Origin of the sequence: Kocuria flava, assembly GCF_001482365.1 — a bacterium.
In the GTDB taxonomy this organism is placed as follows: Bacteria; Actinomycetota; Actinomycetes; order Actinomycetales; family Micrococcaceae; genus Kocuria; species Kocuria flava.
Window position 1 is genome coordinate 2,980,244 of record NZ_CP013254.1, and the last position, 14,467, is coordinate 2,994,710.

15 protein-coding genes and 1 pseudogene are annotated in these 14,467 nt (G+C 75.3%); 8 read left to right on the top strand and 8 right to left on the bottom strand.

What is annotated here, in order from left to right:
- Positions 1-30: 30 nt before the first annotated feature.
- Positions 31-381, bottom strand: coding sequence for a twin-arginine translocase TatA/TatE family subunit (locus AS188_RS13300; protein WP_058859252.1), 351 nt, complete (start codon positions 379-381; stop codon positions 31-33).
- 34 nt (positions 382-415) lie between these two features.
- Entirely contained in the window at positions 416-1,099 is a 684-nt protein-coding gene (locus AS188_RS13305; RefSeq protein ID WP_058859253.1) for a hypothetical protein, read from the bottom strand.
- 269 nt (positions 1,100-1,368) lie between these two features.
- Between AS188_RS13305 and AS188_RS13310 the strand changes: the two genes are divergently transcribed.
- A complete protein-coding gene (locus AS188_RS13310) occupies positions 1,369-2,001 on the top strand; it encodes an O-methyltransferase (protein WP_058859945.1) in 633 nt (210 codons plus the stop codon).
- 250 nt (positions 2,002-2,251) lie between these two features.
- Here the strand turns inward: AS188_RS13310 and AS188_RS16625 are convergent, their stop codons facing one another.
- The 3 genes from AS188_RS16625 to AS188_RS13320 form a co-directional block, all read right to left on the bottom strand.
- Entirely contained in the window at positions 2,252-2,419 is a 168-nt protein-coding gene (locus AS188_RS16625) for a DUF3117 domain-containing protein (protein ID WP_083529460.1), read from the bottom strand.
- Positions 2,420-2,572: 153 nt separating this feature from the next.
- Positions 2,573-3,877, bottom strand: coding sequence for a hypothetical protein (locus AS188_RS13315; protein WP_236944989.1), 1,305 nt, complete (start codon positions 3,875-3,877; stop codon positions 2,573-2,575).
- Positions 3,874-4,161 carry a DivIVA domain-containing protein gene (locus tag AS188_RS13320; protein WP_058859254.1) on the bottom strand — a complete coding sequence of 96 codons (288 nt, stop codon included), beginning with the start codon at positions 4,159-4,161 and terminating at the stop codon, positions 3,874-3,876. Before AS188_RS13320 ends, AS188_RS13315 begins: the two co-directional genes overlap by 4 nt.
- A gap of 117 nt (positions 4,162-4,278) precedes the next feature.
- Here AS188_RS13320 and AS188_RS13325 point away from each other — a divergent pair, with 117 nt between their 5' ends.
- From AS188_RS13325 to AS188_RS13340, 4 genes are all read left to right on the top strand, one after another.
- Positions 4,279-5,067 carry an amino acid ABC transporter ATP-binding protein gene (locus tag AS188_RS13325; RefSeq protein ID WP_058859947.1) on the top strand — a complete coding sequence of 263 codons (789 nt, stop codon included), beginning with the start codon at positions 4,279-4,281 and terminating at the stop codon, positions 5,065-5,067.
- Between the two features lie 66 nt (positions 5,068-5,133).
- A complete protein-coding gene (locus AS188_RS13330; RefSeq protein WP_058859255.1) occupies positions 5,134-5,988 on the top strand; it encodes a glutamate ABC transporter substrate-binding protein in 855 nt (284 codons plus the stop codon).
- Positions 5,989-6,160: 172 nt separating this feature from the next.
- Positions 6,161-6,847 (top strand): amino acid ABC transporter permease, encoded by a 687-nt coding sequence (locus tag AS188_RS13335; protein ID WP_058859256.1) that lies wholly within the window; start codon positions 6,161-6,163, stop codon positions 6,845-6,847.
- On the top strand, positions 6,847-7,725 hold the full coding sequence (locus AS188_RS13340) for an amino acid ABC transporter permease (protein WP_058859257.1): 879 nt from the start codon (positions 6,847-6,849) through the stop codon (positions 7,723-7,725). Before AS188_RS13335 ends, AS188_RS13340 begins: the two co-directional genes overlap by 1 nt.
- A 127-nt stretch (positions 7,726-7,852) precedes the next feature.
- On the opposite strand, the pseudogene dapE reads toward AS188_RS13340, so the two are convergent.
- Positions 7,853-8,965, bottom strand: a pseudogene (dapE, locus tag AS188_RS13345) (succinyl-diaminopimelate desuccinylase); the annotation flags it as partial.
- Positions 8,966-9,074: 109 nt separating this feature from the next.
- Between dapE and dapD the strand changes: the two are divergent.
- From dapD to galE, 3 genes are all read left to right on the top strand, one after another.
- A complete protein-coding gene (dapD, locus tag AS188_RS13350) occupies positions 9,075-10,031 on the top strand; it encodes a 2,3,4,5-tetrahydropyridine-2,6-dicarboxylate N-succinyltransferase (RefSeq protein ID WP_058859258.1) in 957 nt (318 codons plus the stop codon).
- Positions 10,032-10,308: 277 nt separating this feature from the next.
- Positions 10,309-11,232, top strand: a complete 924-nt coding sequence (locus tag AS188_RS13355) for a hypothetical protein (RefSeq protein WP_058859259.1) — start codon at positions 10,309-10,311, stop codon at positions 11,230-11,232.
- Positions 11,233-11,371: 139 nt separating this feature from the next.
- The gene (gene galE / locus AS188_RS13360; RefSeq protein WP_058859260.1) at positions 11,372-12,388 is read left to right on the top strand and encodes a UDP-glucose 4-epimerase GalE; all 1,017 of its coding nucleotides are present in this window, start codon (positions 11,372-11,374) and stop codon (positions 12,386-12,388) included.
- A 157-nt stretch (positions 12,389-12,545) separates the two neighbouring features.
- Here the strand turns inward: galE and AS188_RS13365 are convergent, their stop codons facing one another.
- Together AS188_RS13365 and AS188_RS13370 are read right to left on the bottom strand one after the other, a co-directional pair.
- Positions 12,546-12,911 carry an A1S_2505 family phage non-structural protein gene (locus AS188_RS13365; protein WP_058859261.1) on the bottom strand — a complete coding sequence of 122 codons (366 nt, stop codon included), beginning with the start codon at positions 12,909-12,911 and terminating at the stop codon, positions 12,546-12,548.
- A 100-nt stretch (positions 12,912-13,011) separates the two neighbouring features.
- Positions 13,012-14,238: an IS110 family RNA-guided transposase gene (locus tag AS188_RS13370; protein WP_058857733.1), complete on the bottom strand. Its 1,227-nt coding sequence runs from the start codon at positions 14,236-14,238 to the stop codon at positions 13,012-13,014.
- Positions 14,239-14,467 lie beyond the last annotated feature (229 nt).

Below are 14,467 nucleotides of genomic sequence, written 5' to 3' on the forward strand. Positions count from 1 at the left end.
CCCCTGCGCCGCGGCCGGGACGGGCGGGGCTCAGGTGGCCTCGGTGTCGAAGGGGGCGCGCTCGCCGGGGGCCAGCCGGACGACGGGGGCCCGGGGCGGCGGCGCGGGCCGGGCGGGCGGTTCGTCGTCGTCCTCGAGCAGCGCCTGGCGCACGATGGTGCGGGGGTCGTACTGGCGGGGGTCGAGCTTGCGCCAGTCGACGTCGGCGAGCTCGGGGCCGAGCGTCTCCCGCAGCTCCTCGGTGGCGCCCGTGGCGTAGCGCTTGGCGCTGCGGACCAGCTGGCGCAGCTTCTCCGCGTACTCCGGCAGCCGCTCCGGCCCGATGAGGAACAGGGCCAGGAGCACCAGGATGATCGCTTCGCCGCCGTTGATGCCGAGCACAGGGGAAGGTTACCAGTCGGGGCGGGGCGCCCGGTCAGCCGGCGGGCCCGGGGCCGGGCCCGCCGAAGATCTCGCGCAGCCCCGTGCCGATCGTGCGCAGCACCCCCGGCTCGTCCTCGACGGGGTTCGCGACGCGGCCGCGCTCGTCCGCGACCACGAGGGCGACGACGTGGGACATGCTCGCCGGGCCGGTGTCCGCGCTGACGGTGTAGACCACGTCGTCCCCCGCCAGCACGACCCGCCAGGGCGGTCCCGGGTCGGCCCACAGGGCCACGCCGGCCACGGCGGAGGGCTGCAGGTCCCCGGCGCTCACCGGCAGCCCGGTGAGCCCGTCGACGGGGTTGGCGGCGTCGACGTCCCCGCGCTGCTCGACCACCACGACGTCGGACGCACCGCGCTGCAGCTCGATGGTGACCGCGGGGCGGCCGGCGAGGCTGCCCTGCGTCATGGACCGCACCCGGTAGCCGTCCGAGGCGAGCGTGGGCAGCGTCCAGCCCTCGGCGCGCAGCCGCTGGGCGGAGGACTCGTCCGCGTGCAGGACCCCGCCGGTGCCCGTCCAGGCCGCCACGGGGGTGCGCTCGGCCGCCGGCTCCCGGAGGGCCGCGCTGCGCCCGACGACCCACCCGGAGCCGAGGAGCAGCACGAGCACCATGCTCGCGGCGGCGGCCGCCAGGGGGACGGCGAGACCGCGGCGGCGGGACCGGGGCGGTCGGGGCACGGCGGATCTCCTTCCGGGCGGTCTCGCGGGCGGTGCGGGCGGCCATCCCATGATCGGCGGCCAAGCTGGGTGCGCACTGGACGGCCGCCGGGGGTCCCGTGCGGGCGCCCGCACGCACGGTCCCGTCCGGCGCCCCGTCCGGGCCGGGCTCCGCCGGTCCGGGCGGGCGCGGGGCGCGACCGGTAGGATGACGCGCGTCCCCTCCGCCGCGGCGGCACCCGGAGGTGCAGGGCGGCACGAGCAGCAACGACGGCGACGAAGGGCGGACCATGGGCGCGGACAAGACGACGAGCTGGTCGTACGCCGAGGCGTTCGCCGCCGAGGACGAGCTCGCCTACCGCGCCCGCGAGCGCTCCCTCGCCCTGCGGATCCCGCCGGTCACCCCCGGCACGGCCGCGGCGCTCACGGTGCTGGCCGCCACGGCCCGTCCGTCGACCGTCGTGGAGGTCGGCACGGGGGCCGGGGTCTCCGGGCTGGCCCTGCTGCGCGGACTGCCGCCCACCGCCGTGCTGACGACCATCGACGCGGACATCCGGGCCCTGCGCGCGGCCCGCGAGACGTTCCGGGAGGCGGGGGTCCCGACCAACCGCACGCGCACCATCCCCGGGCGGGCGTCGCTGGTCCTGCCGCGGCTGACCGCCGGGGCCTACGACATGGTCGTGCTCGACGCCGACCCCGAGGGCACCCTGCACTACGCCGAGGAGGCGGTGCGGCTGCTGCGCCCCGGCGGGCTGCTCGTCGTCAACGACGCCCTGCACCAGGACAAGGTCGCCCAGCCGGCCAACCGTGAGGAGAACACGCGCACGATGCGCGCCGTGCACCGGCTGTTCCGCGAGGACGAGCGCTTCAGCTCCGCGCTGCTGCCGACCGGCTCCGGGCTGCTGCTGGCCGTGCGGCGCTGACGCGCCGGCCGTCCCGCCGCACCCCGGCTGCCGCCCTCCCCCGGCCCGCACCCGGGGCCGGGGACCCTGCCGGCCCCGGACCCCGGCGGCCGCGGGCGTTCCCGGCGCGCCACCGGCCACGAACCCCGCCTCGGCCCTGCTCCGGGGACCGCGGCGCCGTGCGCACGCCTCCGCCGGCACGGCGAGGGGCCCCGCACCGCGTTCGCGGTGCGGGGCCCCTCGCGGCACCCGGTCGACGCCGGGTGCGGGCTCAGGCGGTGACGCCGGCCAGGCACTCCCGGAGCTCGGCGGCCTCGTCCGGCTTCAGCTCGACCACGAGCCGTCCGCCGCCCTCGAGCGGAACGCGCATGATGAGGCTGCGCCCCTCCTTGGTGACCTCCATCGGTCCGTCACCGGTTCTCGGCTTCATGGCCGCCATGTGGGAACTCCTCTTTCTCGAGTGGTGTGGCTCCCATCCTATCCGTTCCGCGCCCGGCGCCCCGGCACGGCGGAGGGCGGGCCGGCGTGCGCGCCGCCCGGGCAGCCGCTCGTGCGCGCCGTCCGGGCGGCCGCTCCTGTGCGGGCCGTCCGCTCAGGGCGGGTAGTCGCCGCCGCCGGGCAGCTGCCGCCAGTGCCACAGCCAGCCGACCCACACGAGCTGCAGGACGGCCCCCGCCAGCACGCACGCCACCCGGTAGGCCCGGGAGGACGAGAGCGCGGCGAGCGGCAGGGCGAGCGGGAACAGCGGCAGCAGCAGCCGGAAGGTGCTGGTCTGCGGGTGCAGGAAGAGCAGCAGGTAGACCGCGTAGCACGCGATCCAGACCCGCAGGAGCAGGTCGAGACGGGCGACGACGACGCGCGCCCGCAGCACGACGGCCCCGGCCGCGACGAGCAGGACGGGTGCCAGGGCGCCGAGCAGCGGGCCGAAGAGCTCCGCACCGGTCTCGAACCACGGGCGCACCAGGTGCAGGTCCTCGCCGCGCCAGGCGGTCTCCGTGTCGGTGTAGGCAGTGGGCTCCCCGGTGGCCCACCAGGCGATCGCCGGCCACGCCAGCGCCGCCGCGCACGCGAGCACGGTCAGGCCCAACAGCCCGTCCACCGCGTCGCGCGCCCTGCGCAGCCGCCCGGCCCGCGCGCGCCGCACGGTGCGCACGAGCCAGGTCAGCCCGAGCGCGGCCGCGAACGGCACGCCCGCGGGCCGGGTGAGGCACATCAGCAGCACGACGGGGGCGGCCGCGAGGTGGCGCCCCCGGAGGACGAGCAGGAGGGCCGCCGCGAGCAGCAGCAGGTGCAGCGACTCGGCGTAGGGCACCTGGAGCACGGGGGCGACCGGGGCGAAGGCCACGAAGGCCAGCCCCCACAGGGCGGTGCCGGGCTCCGCGAGGCACCGGAAGAGCCGGAGCACCAGCACGGCCGCGCCGAAGCCCGCCAGCAGCGAGACGGCGGCCGCGGTGGCGTCCCAGCCGCCACCGGTGAGGGCCATGACGGCGCGCACGAGCAGCGGGAAGACGGGGTAGAAGGCCCAGGCGTTCTCCTCCGCCCGCCCGCTCGCGTCCCGCGGCACGGTCGCGGGGTAGCCCTCCTCGGCGATCCGCTCGTACCAGTCCGAGTCCCAGGTCCCCGCGAAGGCGAGGTAGCCCAGGGCGCCGTCACCCCACGGCCCGGGGCCCTGGCGGCGCCCGACGGTGGTGTACACCGCCCAGCCCCACGCGCGGGAGGCGGCCCACACGAGCAGGGCGTGCGCCCACCACGGCAGCGCCCGCCCGCGGACGGCGAGGACCCGGGCCGCCCGCGCGGCCGGGGACGCGCCCGTCCGCCGCGCCTCGCCGCGGGAGACCGCGGCCCCCGCCCCGTGTGCCGCCCCGGGATCCTGCGGCGCGCCGGGACCGCCGCTCACCGGCCGGCGCCCGGTTCCGCCGGCGGCAGCAGCCGGGCGAGGTGCTCGAGCACGGCGTGGACCTCCGCCGGGTCGTAGCCGCGGCGGCGGACGGAGAAGGCGAGGCGCCGCAGGTCCTCGGGAGCGGGGTGCTCGGGCAGCAGGAGGGGCGCCGTGGGCGCGGGCTCCGGCCGGACGCCCCGGGGCGAGGTCCAGGCGGGCGGGCGGTCGCGGCCGAGCAGCACCACGGCGACGACGGTGAGCACCAGCACGACGCCGGTCAGGGCGAGGAGGAGTCCGCTCATGGGCCCAGGCTATGCGCCGGGACCGGCGGTCCTCCTCGACTACGGATGAGTACACATTTAACGCGTCCGCAACGTGGGGGGCATCACACCGGCAAATTTTCGATTATGTTCGTGCACATGCCGCACGCCACACCGCCCGCCGCCCCCGATCGACCGTCCGGCGGCACCGGTGCGCCCCTCGTCCGCCTCTCGCGCGTGAACAAGCACTTCGGCGACCTGCACGTGCTCCGGGACATCGACCTGGAGGTCGCCCGCGGGGAGGTGGTCGTGGTGATCGGCCCCTCCGGGTCGGGCAAGTCGACCCTGTGCCGGGCGATCAACCGCCTCGAGCCCATCGACAGCGGCGAGATCCTGGTGGACGGCGTTCCCCTGCCCGCGGAGGGCCGCGCCCTGGCGCGGCTGCGCGCCGACGTCGGGATGGTCTTCCAGTCCTTCAACCTCTTCGCGCACAAGTCGGTGCTGCAGAACGTGACCCTCGGACCCGTCAAGGTGCGCGGGCGCTCCGCCCCGGAGGCCCGGGAGCAGGCCATGCGCCTGCTCACCCGCGTGGGGGTCGCCGACCAGGCGCAGAAGCTCCCGGCGCAGCTCTCCGGCGGGCAGCAGCAGCGGGTGGCCATCGCCCGGGCGCTGGCCATGGAGCCGAAGGTCATGCTCTTCGACGAGCCGACCTCCGCGCTCGACCCCGAGATGATCAACGAGGTCCTCGACACCATGGTCTCCCTCGCCAAGCAGGGCATGACGATGATCGTCGTCACCCACGAGATGGGCTTCGCCCGCAAGGCCGCCGACCGCGTGGTGTTCATGGCGGACGGCCAGATCGTCGAGCAGGCCGCCCCGGAGGAGTTCTTCGCGAACCCCCGCTCCGAGCGGGCGAAGGACTTCCTGGGCAAGATCCTGGGCCACTGACCACCGACCGAACCGCACGACCCGACCGACCGCCGGGCGACCGGCGCCAACCGCAAGGAGCACACCATGCGCAGCAGCAAGCCCCTCGGAGTGGCCGCGATGGCCGCGGCCGCGGCCCTGACCCTCACCGCCTGCGGAGGCGGCGACAGCGGCGGGGAGGGCGGCGGGGAGAGCACCGCCGGCGGCTCCGGGGAGAGCGTCCGGATCGGCATCAAGTACGACCAGCCCGGTCTGGGCTACCGGGACGGTGACGAGTACACCGGCTTCGACGTCGACGTCGCGGAGTACGTCGCCGGGGAGCTCGGCTACTCGGAGGACCAGATCGAGTGGGTGGAGTCGCCCTCCGCCAACCGCGAGAACATGCTCGCCAACGACCAGGTGGACATGATCTTCGCGACGTACTCGATCACCGACGCCCGCAAGGAGACCGTGGACTTCGCCGGCCCCTACTTCGTGGCCGGCCAGGACCTGCTGGTGCGCGAGGACGACTCCTCGATCCAGGGGCCGGAGGACCTCGAGGGCAAGAACCTGTGCTCGGTCACGGGCTCGACCTCCGCCCAGAAGGTCAAGGACGACCACCCGGGCGCGAACCTCGTCGAGCAGCCCGGCTACGCGGACTGCCTGACGGCACTGGAGTCCGGGCAGGTGGACGCCGTGACCACGGACGACATCATCCTCGCGGGCCTGGCCTCCACCGACGCCAACCAGGGCAAGTTCAAGGTCGTGGGCAACACCTTCTCCGAGGAGCGCTACGGCGTGGGCCTGCCCAAGGGCTCCGACCGGTGCCAGGCGGTCAACGACGCCATCACCAAGATGATCGAGGAGGGCGCCTGGGAGGAGGCCGTCACCGAGAACACCGAGGGCGCCGACTACGAGTACAACCGGGAGCTCAACCCGCCGACCCCGGAGCCCTGCGCCTGAACCCGGACGGTGCGCACCGCGCCCCCGGCGGCCGGCCCTCCCGGCCGGCCGCCGGCCCGCGGTGCCACCGCCCGGCCCGCGGGAGCGAGGTCCCGCGGCACCGACCCGTCCCGCCGACCGACGAAGGGCTGCCCGCCGTGACCCAGGACCTGCACGAGCTCCGGGAGCGCCCGTGAGCGAGTACCTGAACGACTTCGCGAGCCTGTTCGACCAGTACGACGTGCTCGGCGCCTTCTGGGTCAACATCCGGCTCACCTTCTTCGCCGCGATCGGGTCGATGCTGCTGGGCTCCCTGGTCGCGCTGATGCGCATCTCCCCCATCGCCTCGCTGCGGCTGGCCGGCACCGGCTACGTCAACCTGTTCCGCAACACGCCGCTGACGATCATCCTGGTGTTCCTGGTCCTGGGCGTGTGGAGCCAGCTGGGCATCAACCTCTCCGAGGACTTCGCCCGCAACTTCTTCCTCTACGCCGTGGTCGGGCTGAGCCTCTACCACGCCGCCTTCGTGTGCGAGGCCATCCGCTCCGGGGTCAACACCGTGCCGGTGGGCCAGGCGGAGGCGGCCCGGGCGATCGGGCTCAGCTTCCTGCCCGCCGCCCGGCTGATCGTCTTCCCGCAGGCGCTGCGCGGGGCGATCACACCGCTGGGCAACACCCTGATCGCGCTCACCAAGAACACCACGGTCGCGGCCGCCGCCTCCGTCACGGAGATCTCCGCGCTCATGAAGACCATGATCGAGTTCCGCCCGGACGTCATCATCGCGGTCTTCCTCACGGTGGCGCTCGGCTTCGTCCTGCTCGTCGTCCCGGTGGGCCTGCTCACCACCTGGGCCTCCCGGAAACTGGCGGTGAAGCGCTGATGGCCTCCTCGACGGCACGCAACGTCCTCTTCGACGTCCAGGGGCCGCGGGCCCGGCGGACCACCCTGGTCCTCAACCTCGTGGGCGTGCTGCTCGTGGCCGCCCTCGCGTGGGTGGTCCTCGGGCGGCTGGCCGACCAGGGCCAGCTCACGGCCGAGAAGTGGGCGCCCCTGGTCACGGCCCGGACCTGGGAGAACTTCCTGCTGCCCGGGCTGTGGCAGACCCTGCGGGCGGCGCTGCTGGCCGTGGTCCTGTCGATCGCGTTCGGCCTGGTCTTCGGGCTGGGCCGGCTCTCGCAGCCGGCGATCGTGCGCCTGGTCTCGACGGTCGTCGTCGAGTTCTTCCGGGCGGTGCCCGTGCTGGTGATGATGATCTTCTTCTACCTGGGTCTGGGCCGGGCCGACCTGGTCGAGCCCGCGAACGTGCCCTTCTGGGCCGTGGTGCTGGGCCTGATGTTCTACAACGGCTCGGTCATCGCCGAGCTCATCCGCTCCGGGGTCCACCAGCTGCCCCGCGGCCAGCGCGAGGCCGGGCTCGCGATCGGGCTCACCCCGGCCCGGTCGCTGCGGCTGATCGAGCTGCCGCAGGCGCTGACGGCGATGCTGCCCTCCCTGGTCAGCCAGTTCGTGGTGATCCTCAAGGACACCGCGCTCGGCTACATCATCACCTACCCGGAGCTGCTGGCCAGCGGCCGCCGGCTGGGCTCGGGCGACGGCAACATCCTGCAGACGCTGTTCGTGGTGGCGCTCGTCTTCGTGCTCATCAACTACCTGCTGACCCTGCTCGCGGACCGGCTCTCCCGCTTCCTCAGCTACCGCACCGCGGGCCGGACGAAGCCCGCCGAGGGCCCCGTGGCGGCCGCGGCCGCCCAGGACTGATCCCGCGGACCCGGCCGGGGCGTTCCCTGCCCCCGGGGACCGGACCGGTGCGCCCGGCGGCACGCGCCCACGGCGTCGGCGGGAGCCCGCTCGCCGTCGGCGCGGACCGGCGCCTCAGCCGGCGGACCAGCCAGTCGGCGAGCGCCCGGTGGCACGCGCGCACGGCGTCGGCGGGAACGTGCTCGTCGTCGGTGTGGGCGAGCAGCGCGTCCCCGGGGCCGAAGTTCACGGCGGGCACGCCCATGGCGGAGAACCGGGCGACGTCGGTCCACCCGTACTTCGGCCGCGGCTCCTGGCCGACGGCCGCGACGAAGGCGGCGGCGGCCGGCCGGTCCAGGCCGGGGCGTGCCGCCGGGGAGAGGTCGAGCACCTCGAGCTCGTGGCCGGGCAGGACCTCGCGCACGTGCTCGAGGGCCTGCTCGGGAGTCTTGTCCGGGGCGAAGCGGTAGTTGATCTCCACGGAGGCCGTGTCCGGGATGACGTTGCCGGCCACCCCGCCGGAGATCCGGATGGCGTTGAGGCCCTCCCGGTAGGCCAGGCCCTCCACCTCGACGGTGCGCGGGGTGTAGGCGGCGAGGCGGGTCAGGACGTCGGCCTGCTTGTGGACGGCGTTCTCGCCGATCCAGGACCGGCCCGAGTGCGCGGCGCGGCCCGTCGTCGTGATGCGCACGCGCAGGGTGCCGTTGCACCCTCCCTCGACGGTCCCGTCGGTGGGCTCGAGGAGCACGGCGAAGTCGGCGGCGAGCAGCTGCGGGACGGTGCGCTCGAGCCGGCCCAGGCCGCTGGCGGCGGCCTCGACCTCCTCGTGGTCGTAGAACACGTAGGTGACGTCCCGGACGGGCTCGGTCAGGGTGGCGGCGAGAGCGAGCTGGACGGCGACGCCGCCCTTCATGTCCACGGTGCCGCGCCCGTACAGGACGTCCCGGCCGTCCACCACGGCCCGGGCGGAGGGCACGGTCCCGCGGGCCCCGGGCACGGTGGGCAGCGGGACGGTGTCGAGGTGCCCGGCGAGCACGACGCGCTCCGGGCGGCCGAGCTCGGTGCGGGCGACCACGGCGTCGCCGTCCCGGTGCACGCGCAGGTGCGGCAGCCGGCGCAGGGCGGCCTCGACGGCGTCGGCGATGCGGGCCTCGTCGCCGGAGACGGAGGCGATGTCCACGAGGGCGGCGGTGAGCTCGGCCGGGTCGGCGGTGAGGTCGAGCACGGGCACGGCGGCGGGGGCTGCGTCGGGGGCGGTCATGGCGCCCAGCCTACCGGCGCCCGCGTCCGCGCGGCCGGGCTCGTCCGTCCGCCCTGCACCGCTCCCGCGGGCGTCCGGACGGGGCCGGCGGGCATCCTAGGATGGGGGCATGACTGCTTCCGACTCCCGTCCCGCCTCCGGTCTCGGCCTGGCCACCGTGGTGGCCTCCGGCCCCAAGGAGGGCACCGTCCTCGACGTCTGGTACCCCGCCCCGTCCCTGTCGGACGCGGTGGACACCTCCCTCGACGCCGACCTGCGCCGGGCGGCCACCGCCGACCCCGACCGCAACGTGCGCGCCGAGATCGTGGAGACCGTCGTCGACCTGGCCGCCGCGCCCGCCGACGCCGCCGACGCCTACCTGCGCCTGCACCTGCTCTCCCACCGCCTCGTGCGCCCCAACACCGTGAACCTCGACGGCGTCTTCGGCCTGCTCGCCAACGTCGCCTGGACCGACCGCGGCCCCGTCCTGGCCGAGGAGCTGACCGTGGCCCTGCTGCGGATGAAGGCCTCCGCCGGGCACGTCACCGTGCACAGCGTGGACAAGTTCCCGCGCATGGTCGACTACGTCGTGCCCTCGGGGGTGCGCATCGGCGATGCCAACCGGATCCGGCTCGGCGCCCACCTGGCGGAGGGCACCACGGTGATGCACGAGGGCTTCGTGAACTTCAACGCGGGGACGCTGGGCCAGTCGATGGTCGAGGGCCGGATCAGCGCCGGGGTGGTCGTGGGCGACGCCACGGACATCGGCGGCGGGGCGTCCATCATGGGCACGCTCTCCGGCGGCGGCAAGGAGCGGATCACGGTCGGCGAGCGCGTGCTGCTCGGCGCGAACTCCGGGGTGGGGATCTCGCTGGGCGACGACTGCGTCGTCGAGGCCGGCCTCTACGTCACCGCGGGAACCCTCGTGCAGGTCCACGACGACGGCGCCCGCTCGACCGCCAAGGCCTCCGAGCTCTCCGGGGTCCCGAACCTGCTGTTCCGCCGCAACTCCCTCACCGGGGCGGTGGAGGTCCTGCCGCGCGCCGGGCGGACCGTGGAGCTCAACGCGGCCCTGCACGCGAACTGACCCCTGCCCCGGCGGGCGGCGGGACGGGGCGGCGCGCCCGGTCCCGCCGCCCGCCGCGCGCGTCCCCGGGCCACCCGTCCCGGGTCCTCCGTCCCCGGACCCGCCCCCGGCCCGTTCGCCTCCGCCCCGTCCGTCCCGCGTCCCCGGGCCGTCCGTGCCGGGCCGCCCGTCCGTGATCCGCCCGCCCCGCCCGTCCCGGGGCCCCGTCCCTGACCCACCCGTCCCTGACCCACCCGCCCCTGATCCGCCCGCCCCGGTCCCCCGCCCAGGAGCTGCCGTGCCCTCCACCGCCGTCGCCCGCCGCACCCGGACGGCCGGGCTGGGCCTGTTCGTCGTGCTGCTGTGCTGCGCGCTGCTCGCCGCGGCCGCGCTCGTCGTCGTGGAGCTGCGCGCCGGGCGGCCCTCCGCCGGGGAGCCGCGGTGCGTGGTGACGGCGGCGGAGGACGACGGCGGGACGCGCCGCCACGTGCTCTCGGCGGAGCAGGGGGCCAACGCCGCGCTGGTCACGGCCGAGGCCGTGGCGCGCGGACTGGAGCGGGAGAGCGCGGTGATCGCCCTGGCCACCGCCATGCAGGAGTCGCGGCTGGTCAACATCGACTACGGCGACCGCGACTCGGTGGGCCTGTTCCAGCAGCGGCCCTCGCAGGGCTGGGGCACGGTCGAGCAGATCATGGACCCGCGCTACGCGACCCGGGTCTTCTACGACCGGCTGGCCGAGGTGAACACGACGGGGATGTCGGTCACGGAGGCCGCCCAGGCGGTCCAGCGCTCGGCGCACCCGGACGCCTACGCCCGGCACGAGCCGCTGGCGCGGGCGTGGGCGGACGCGCTGACCGGGGCCGCCCCGGCGTCGCTGAACTGCGTGCTCGCCCCCGCCGAGGGCACGGCGGATCCGCGGCGGGCGGCGGATCAGCTGGCCGCGGCCTTCGGCGCCGCCGCCCCCGCCCCGCGCGCGCAGGACGGTCGCGTGGTCGTCCCCTCCCCCGGGGAGCGCACGGGGTGGGCCGTGGCGCACTGGGCGCTCGCCCACGCCCAGGACCTCGGCGTCGAGGAGGTCTCCTTCGACGGCCGCACGTGGGTGCGCGCCGCCCAGCGCACGACGCGCTTCGCGCCGGCCCCCGGGTGGCAGGACACGGCCGAGGTGCACCCGGAGGAGGCGCCGCCGGCGGACGACGTCGTCGTGGTCCTGGCGGCCCCCTGAACCGGCCGGCCCGGCACCACCGGCGTTGCCGCGGGTCCGGCGCGGGCGCCGCCCGCCACCGATGTCACGGAGCCGATCCGGGCGCGGCCGGTGCGTGCCGCTGGGCCCGCCCGCCGGGAGCGGTGGATACGCTGGGCCCATGAAGATTCTCGTCACCGGAGGAACCGGCTACATCGGCTCGCACACCGTCCTGGCCCTGCTCGAGGCCGGCCACGACGTGGTGGTCGCGGACAACCTCAGCAACTCGTCGCGCACCTCCCTGGACCGGGTCGAGGAGCTCGCGGGGCGCCGGGTCGCCGCGTTCGAGCGGACGGACCTGCTGGACGCCGCCGGGCTCGACGCGCTCTTCGCCGCCCACCGGCCGGAGGCCGTGATCCACTTCGCGGGGCTGAAGGCCGTGGGCGAGTCGGCGGAGAAGCCGCTGTGGTACTACCGGACCAACGTGGCGGGCACGCTGAACCTGCTCGACGCGATGGCCGCCCACGGGTGCCGCTCGATCGTCTTCTCCTCCTCGGCGACGGTCTACGGCGCCCCGGAGGAGATGCCGCTGACGGAGAAGCAGCCCATGGACGCGCAGAACCCCTACGGGCGCACCAAGGAGCACATCGAGGACATGCTCGTGGACCTCGCCGCCTCGGACCCCGCGTGGAGCGTGGCCCTGCTGCGCTACTTCAACCCCGTGGGCGCCCACCCCTCCGGGCGGATCGGGGAGGACCCCACCGGCGTCCCGAACAACCTGCTGCCGTTCATCGCGCAGGTCGCGGTCGGCCGGCGCCCGGCGCTGCGGGTCTTCGGGGACGACTACCCCACGCCGGACGGGACCGGGGTGCGCGACTACATCCACGTGGTGGACCTCGCCGAGGGCCACCTGCGGGCCCTGGACCGGATCACCGGCCGCCCCGGGGTGCACACCTGGAACCTGGGCACCGGCCGCGGGCACTCGGTGCTCGAGGTGCACGCCGCCTTCGAGCGCGCCAGCGGGCGCACCGTGCCCTACGAGGTCGTGGACCGCCGTCCCGGCGACGCGGCGGTCTCCTACGCGGACCCGTCGGCGGCGCTGGCCGACCTGGGGTGGTCGGCCGAGCGCGACCTCGACACGATGTGCCGGGACCACTGGAACTGGCAGCGCAGCAACCCGCAGGGCTACGACGGCTGAGCCCCCGCGCGCGGCGGCACGGGGCCACCGCGCTCCGCGGGCGCGCGGCGGCACGGGCGTCCGGCCGCGGGTCCGGCCCGGCCGGGGAGCCCTCCCCGGCGGGCGGCTCTCCCGGGACGCCCCGCCCGCCGCGGGCTCCGCGGCCGTGCGCCCCTGCTCACCAGCCGCGCGGGCGCACCACGTTGGGCGGGGCACCGGCGAACAGGCGGGCGACGTCCGCCTCGTCGTGCCCGGCGATGCCGGTGCCCACGCGGGTCAGCAGGAACGTCAGCTCGGGGTGCTCGCGGGCGAAGCGGAGGAACTCCGCGGCCTCCCGCTCGAGGACGGCGGGTCCGCTCATGGTGTCGATCGCGTAGGAGCGCCCCTGCAGGCCGTGGCCCTGCCCGGGCACGGCCCCGAAGCGCTCCACGGCCGTGCGGGCGGCGCCGGCCAGGTGGGCGCCGCGGGCGTTGGAGCCGAAGACGAAGACCTCGCCGGGGCCCAGCTCGTCGATCCGGTCGGGGGTGTGCCGCTGCTCGTCCATGCGGCCCACCCTAGCGCCCCGGGCACGCCGACGGCCGGGCCCTCCCCCGCGGGGGCCGACACGGCCGGCCGGTCCGGGGGGGGTGCCTCTATGGTTTCCGTCAAGCGGCCAGGGCCACCGGTGACGTGTTCTGGGGCTCGGTGGGGTCTTGGTAGAGGGTGCCGTCGCGCAGCATGGCGAACAGGACGTCGGTCCGTCGGCGGGCCAGGGCGATGATCGCCTGGTTGTGGCGTTTGCCCTGGGCGCGTTTCCGGTCGTAGTAGGCCCTCGAGGGTGGGTGGTTGAGTGAGGCGAAGGCCGAGAGGAACAGTGCCCGCTTCAGGCGTTTGTTGCCGCCCTTGGCGGCGTGCTCGCCGCGGATCGAGGTTCCCGACCTTCGGGTGACCGGGGCGATCCCGGCGTAGGAGGCCAAATGCCCGGCATCTCGGAAGTCCTTGCCGACGACCTCGGTGAGGATTCTCGCGGCGGTCCTGACCCCTATCCCGGGCATCGAGGTCAGGACCGGGCAAAGAGGGTGGGCCTCCACGAGGGCCTCGACCTGGGCGGCCACCGTGGCCCGTTGGTGGATCAGGCCGGCCAGCTGCCCGGCCAGGATCGGCACGACGGTGGCGGCGGCCTCGGTGCCGGCCACGACCACGGTCTGCTGCCCCAGAGCGTCGAAGATTTCCTCGGTGAGGGTCTCGGCCAGCCGGGGTGCGTGCTTCTTGAGCCTTGCCCGCACGTGGCCCCTGCCGGCCGCGGCGAGCTTGGCCGGGGTCGGGTAGCGGCTGAGCAGATCGGCGACCGCCGGGTGGGTCACCCGCGATCCCAGGACCCGTTCCAGGGCGGGGTGGATCTGGGTGAGCATGCCCCGTAGGCGGTTGGAGGTGGCGGTGATCTGGGTGGCGAGGTCGTCGTCGAAGCCGGCCAGCACGGCCAGTTCGGCGATCTGGGCCTCATCGACCTGGATGTCGCGCAGGGTGTGCGGCATGGTCCGGGCGGCCTCGGCGATGATCAGTGCGTCGCGGGCGTCGGTCTTGGCCGTGCCCGGGTGCAGATCGGCGATCCGGCGCATCGCCAGCCCGGGCAGGTAGGCCACCTGTACGCCATCGGTGCCTTCGGCGACGGCCACCGGCAACGCCCCGATCGTGGCCGGCTGGTCCACGACCATCAGCACCGGCCCATGGGCCGCGGCCAGGTCGGTGAGGATGGCCCGCAGCCGGGTCTCGTCGTTAGGCAGGGCCTTGTCGTAGACCGTCTTCCCCGCAGCCGTCACCGCCACGGCGTGGTGGTCGGACTTGCCGACGTCGAGGCCGACGAACACCGCCGGTTGTGGTTGCTCTGACATGGCCGGGCCCCTTCTCATCCGCTGCTGTACGAGCATGCTGGCCGGCCGGATGGTGATCACGCTCGGCATCCACGTTACGAAGGCCCTAATCCAGCGGGCCCTGCCTCTATTAGCGATCCGCGATCACCGGACCGGTCCTCGGTGACTACACCCCCCGGATCATGGATGACTGGGGGCAAACGATCATGCCGAGGACCGGCCGGTCAGCACCCCTCCATCCTGTCGGACC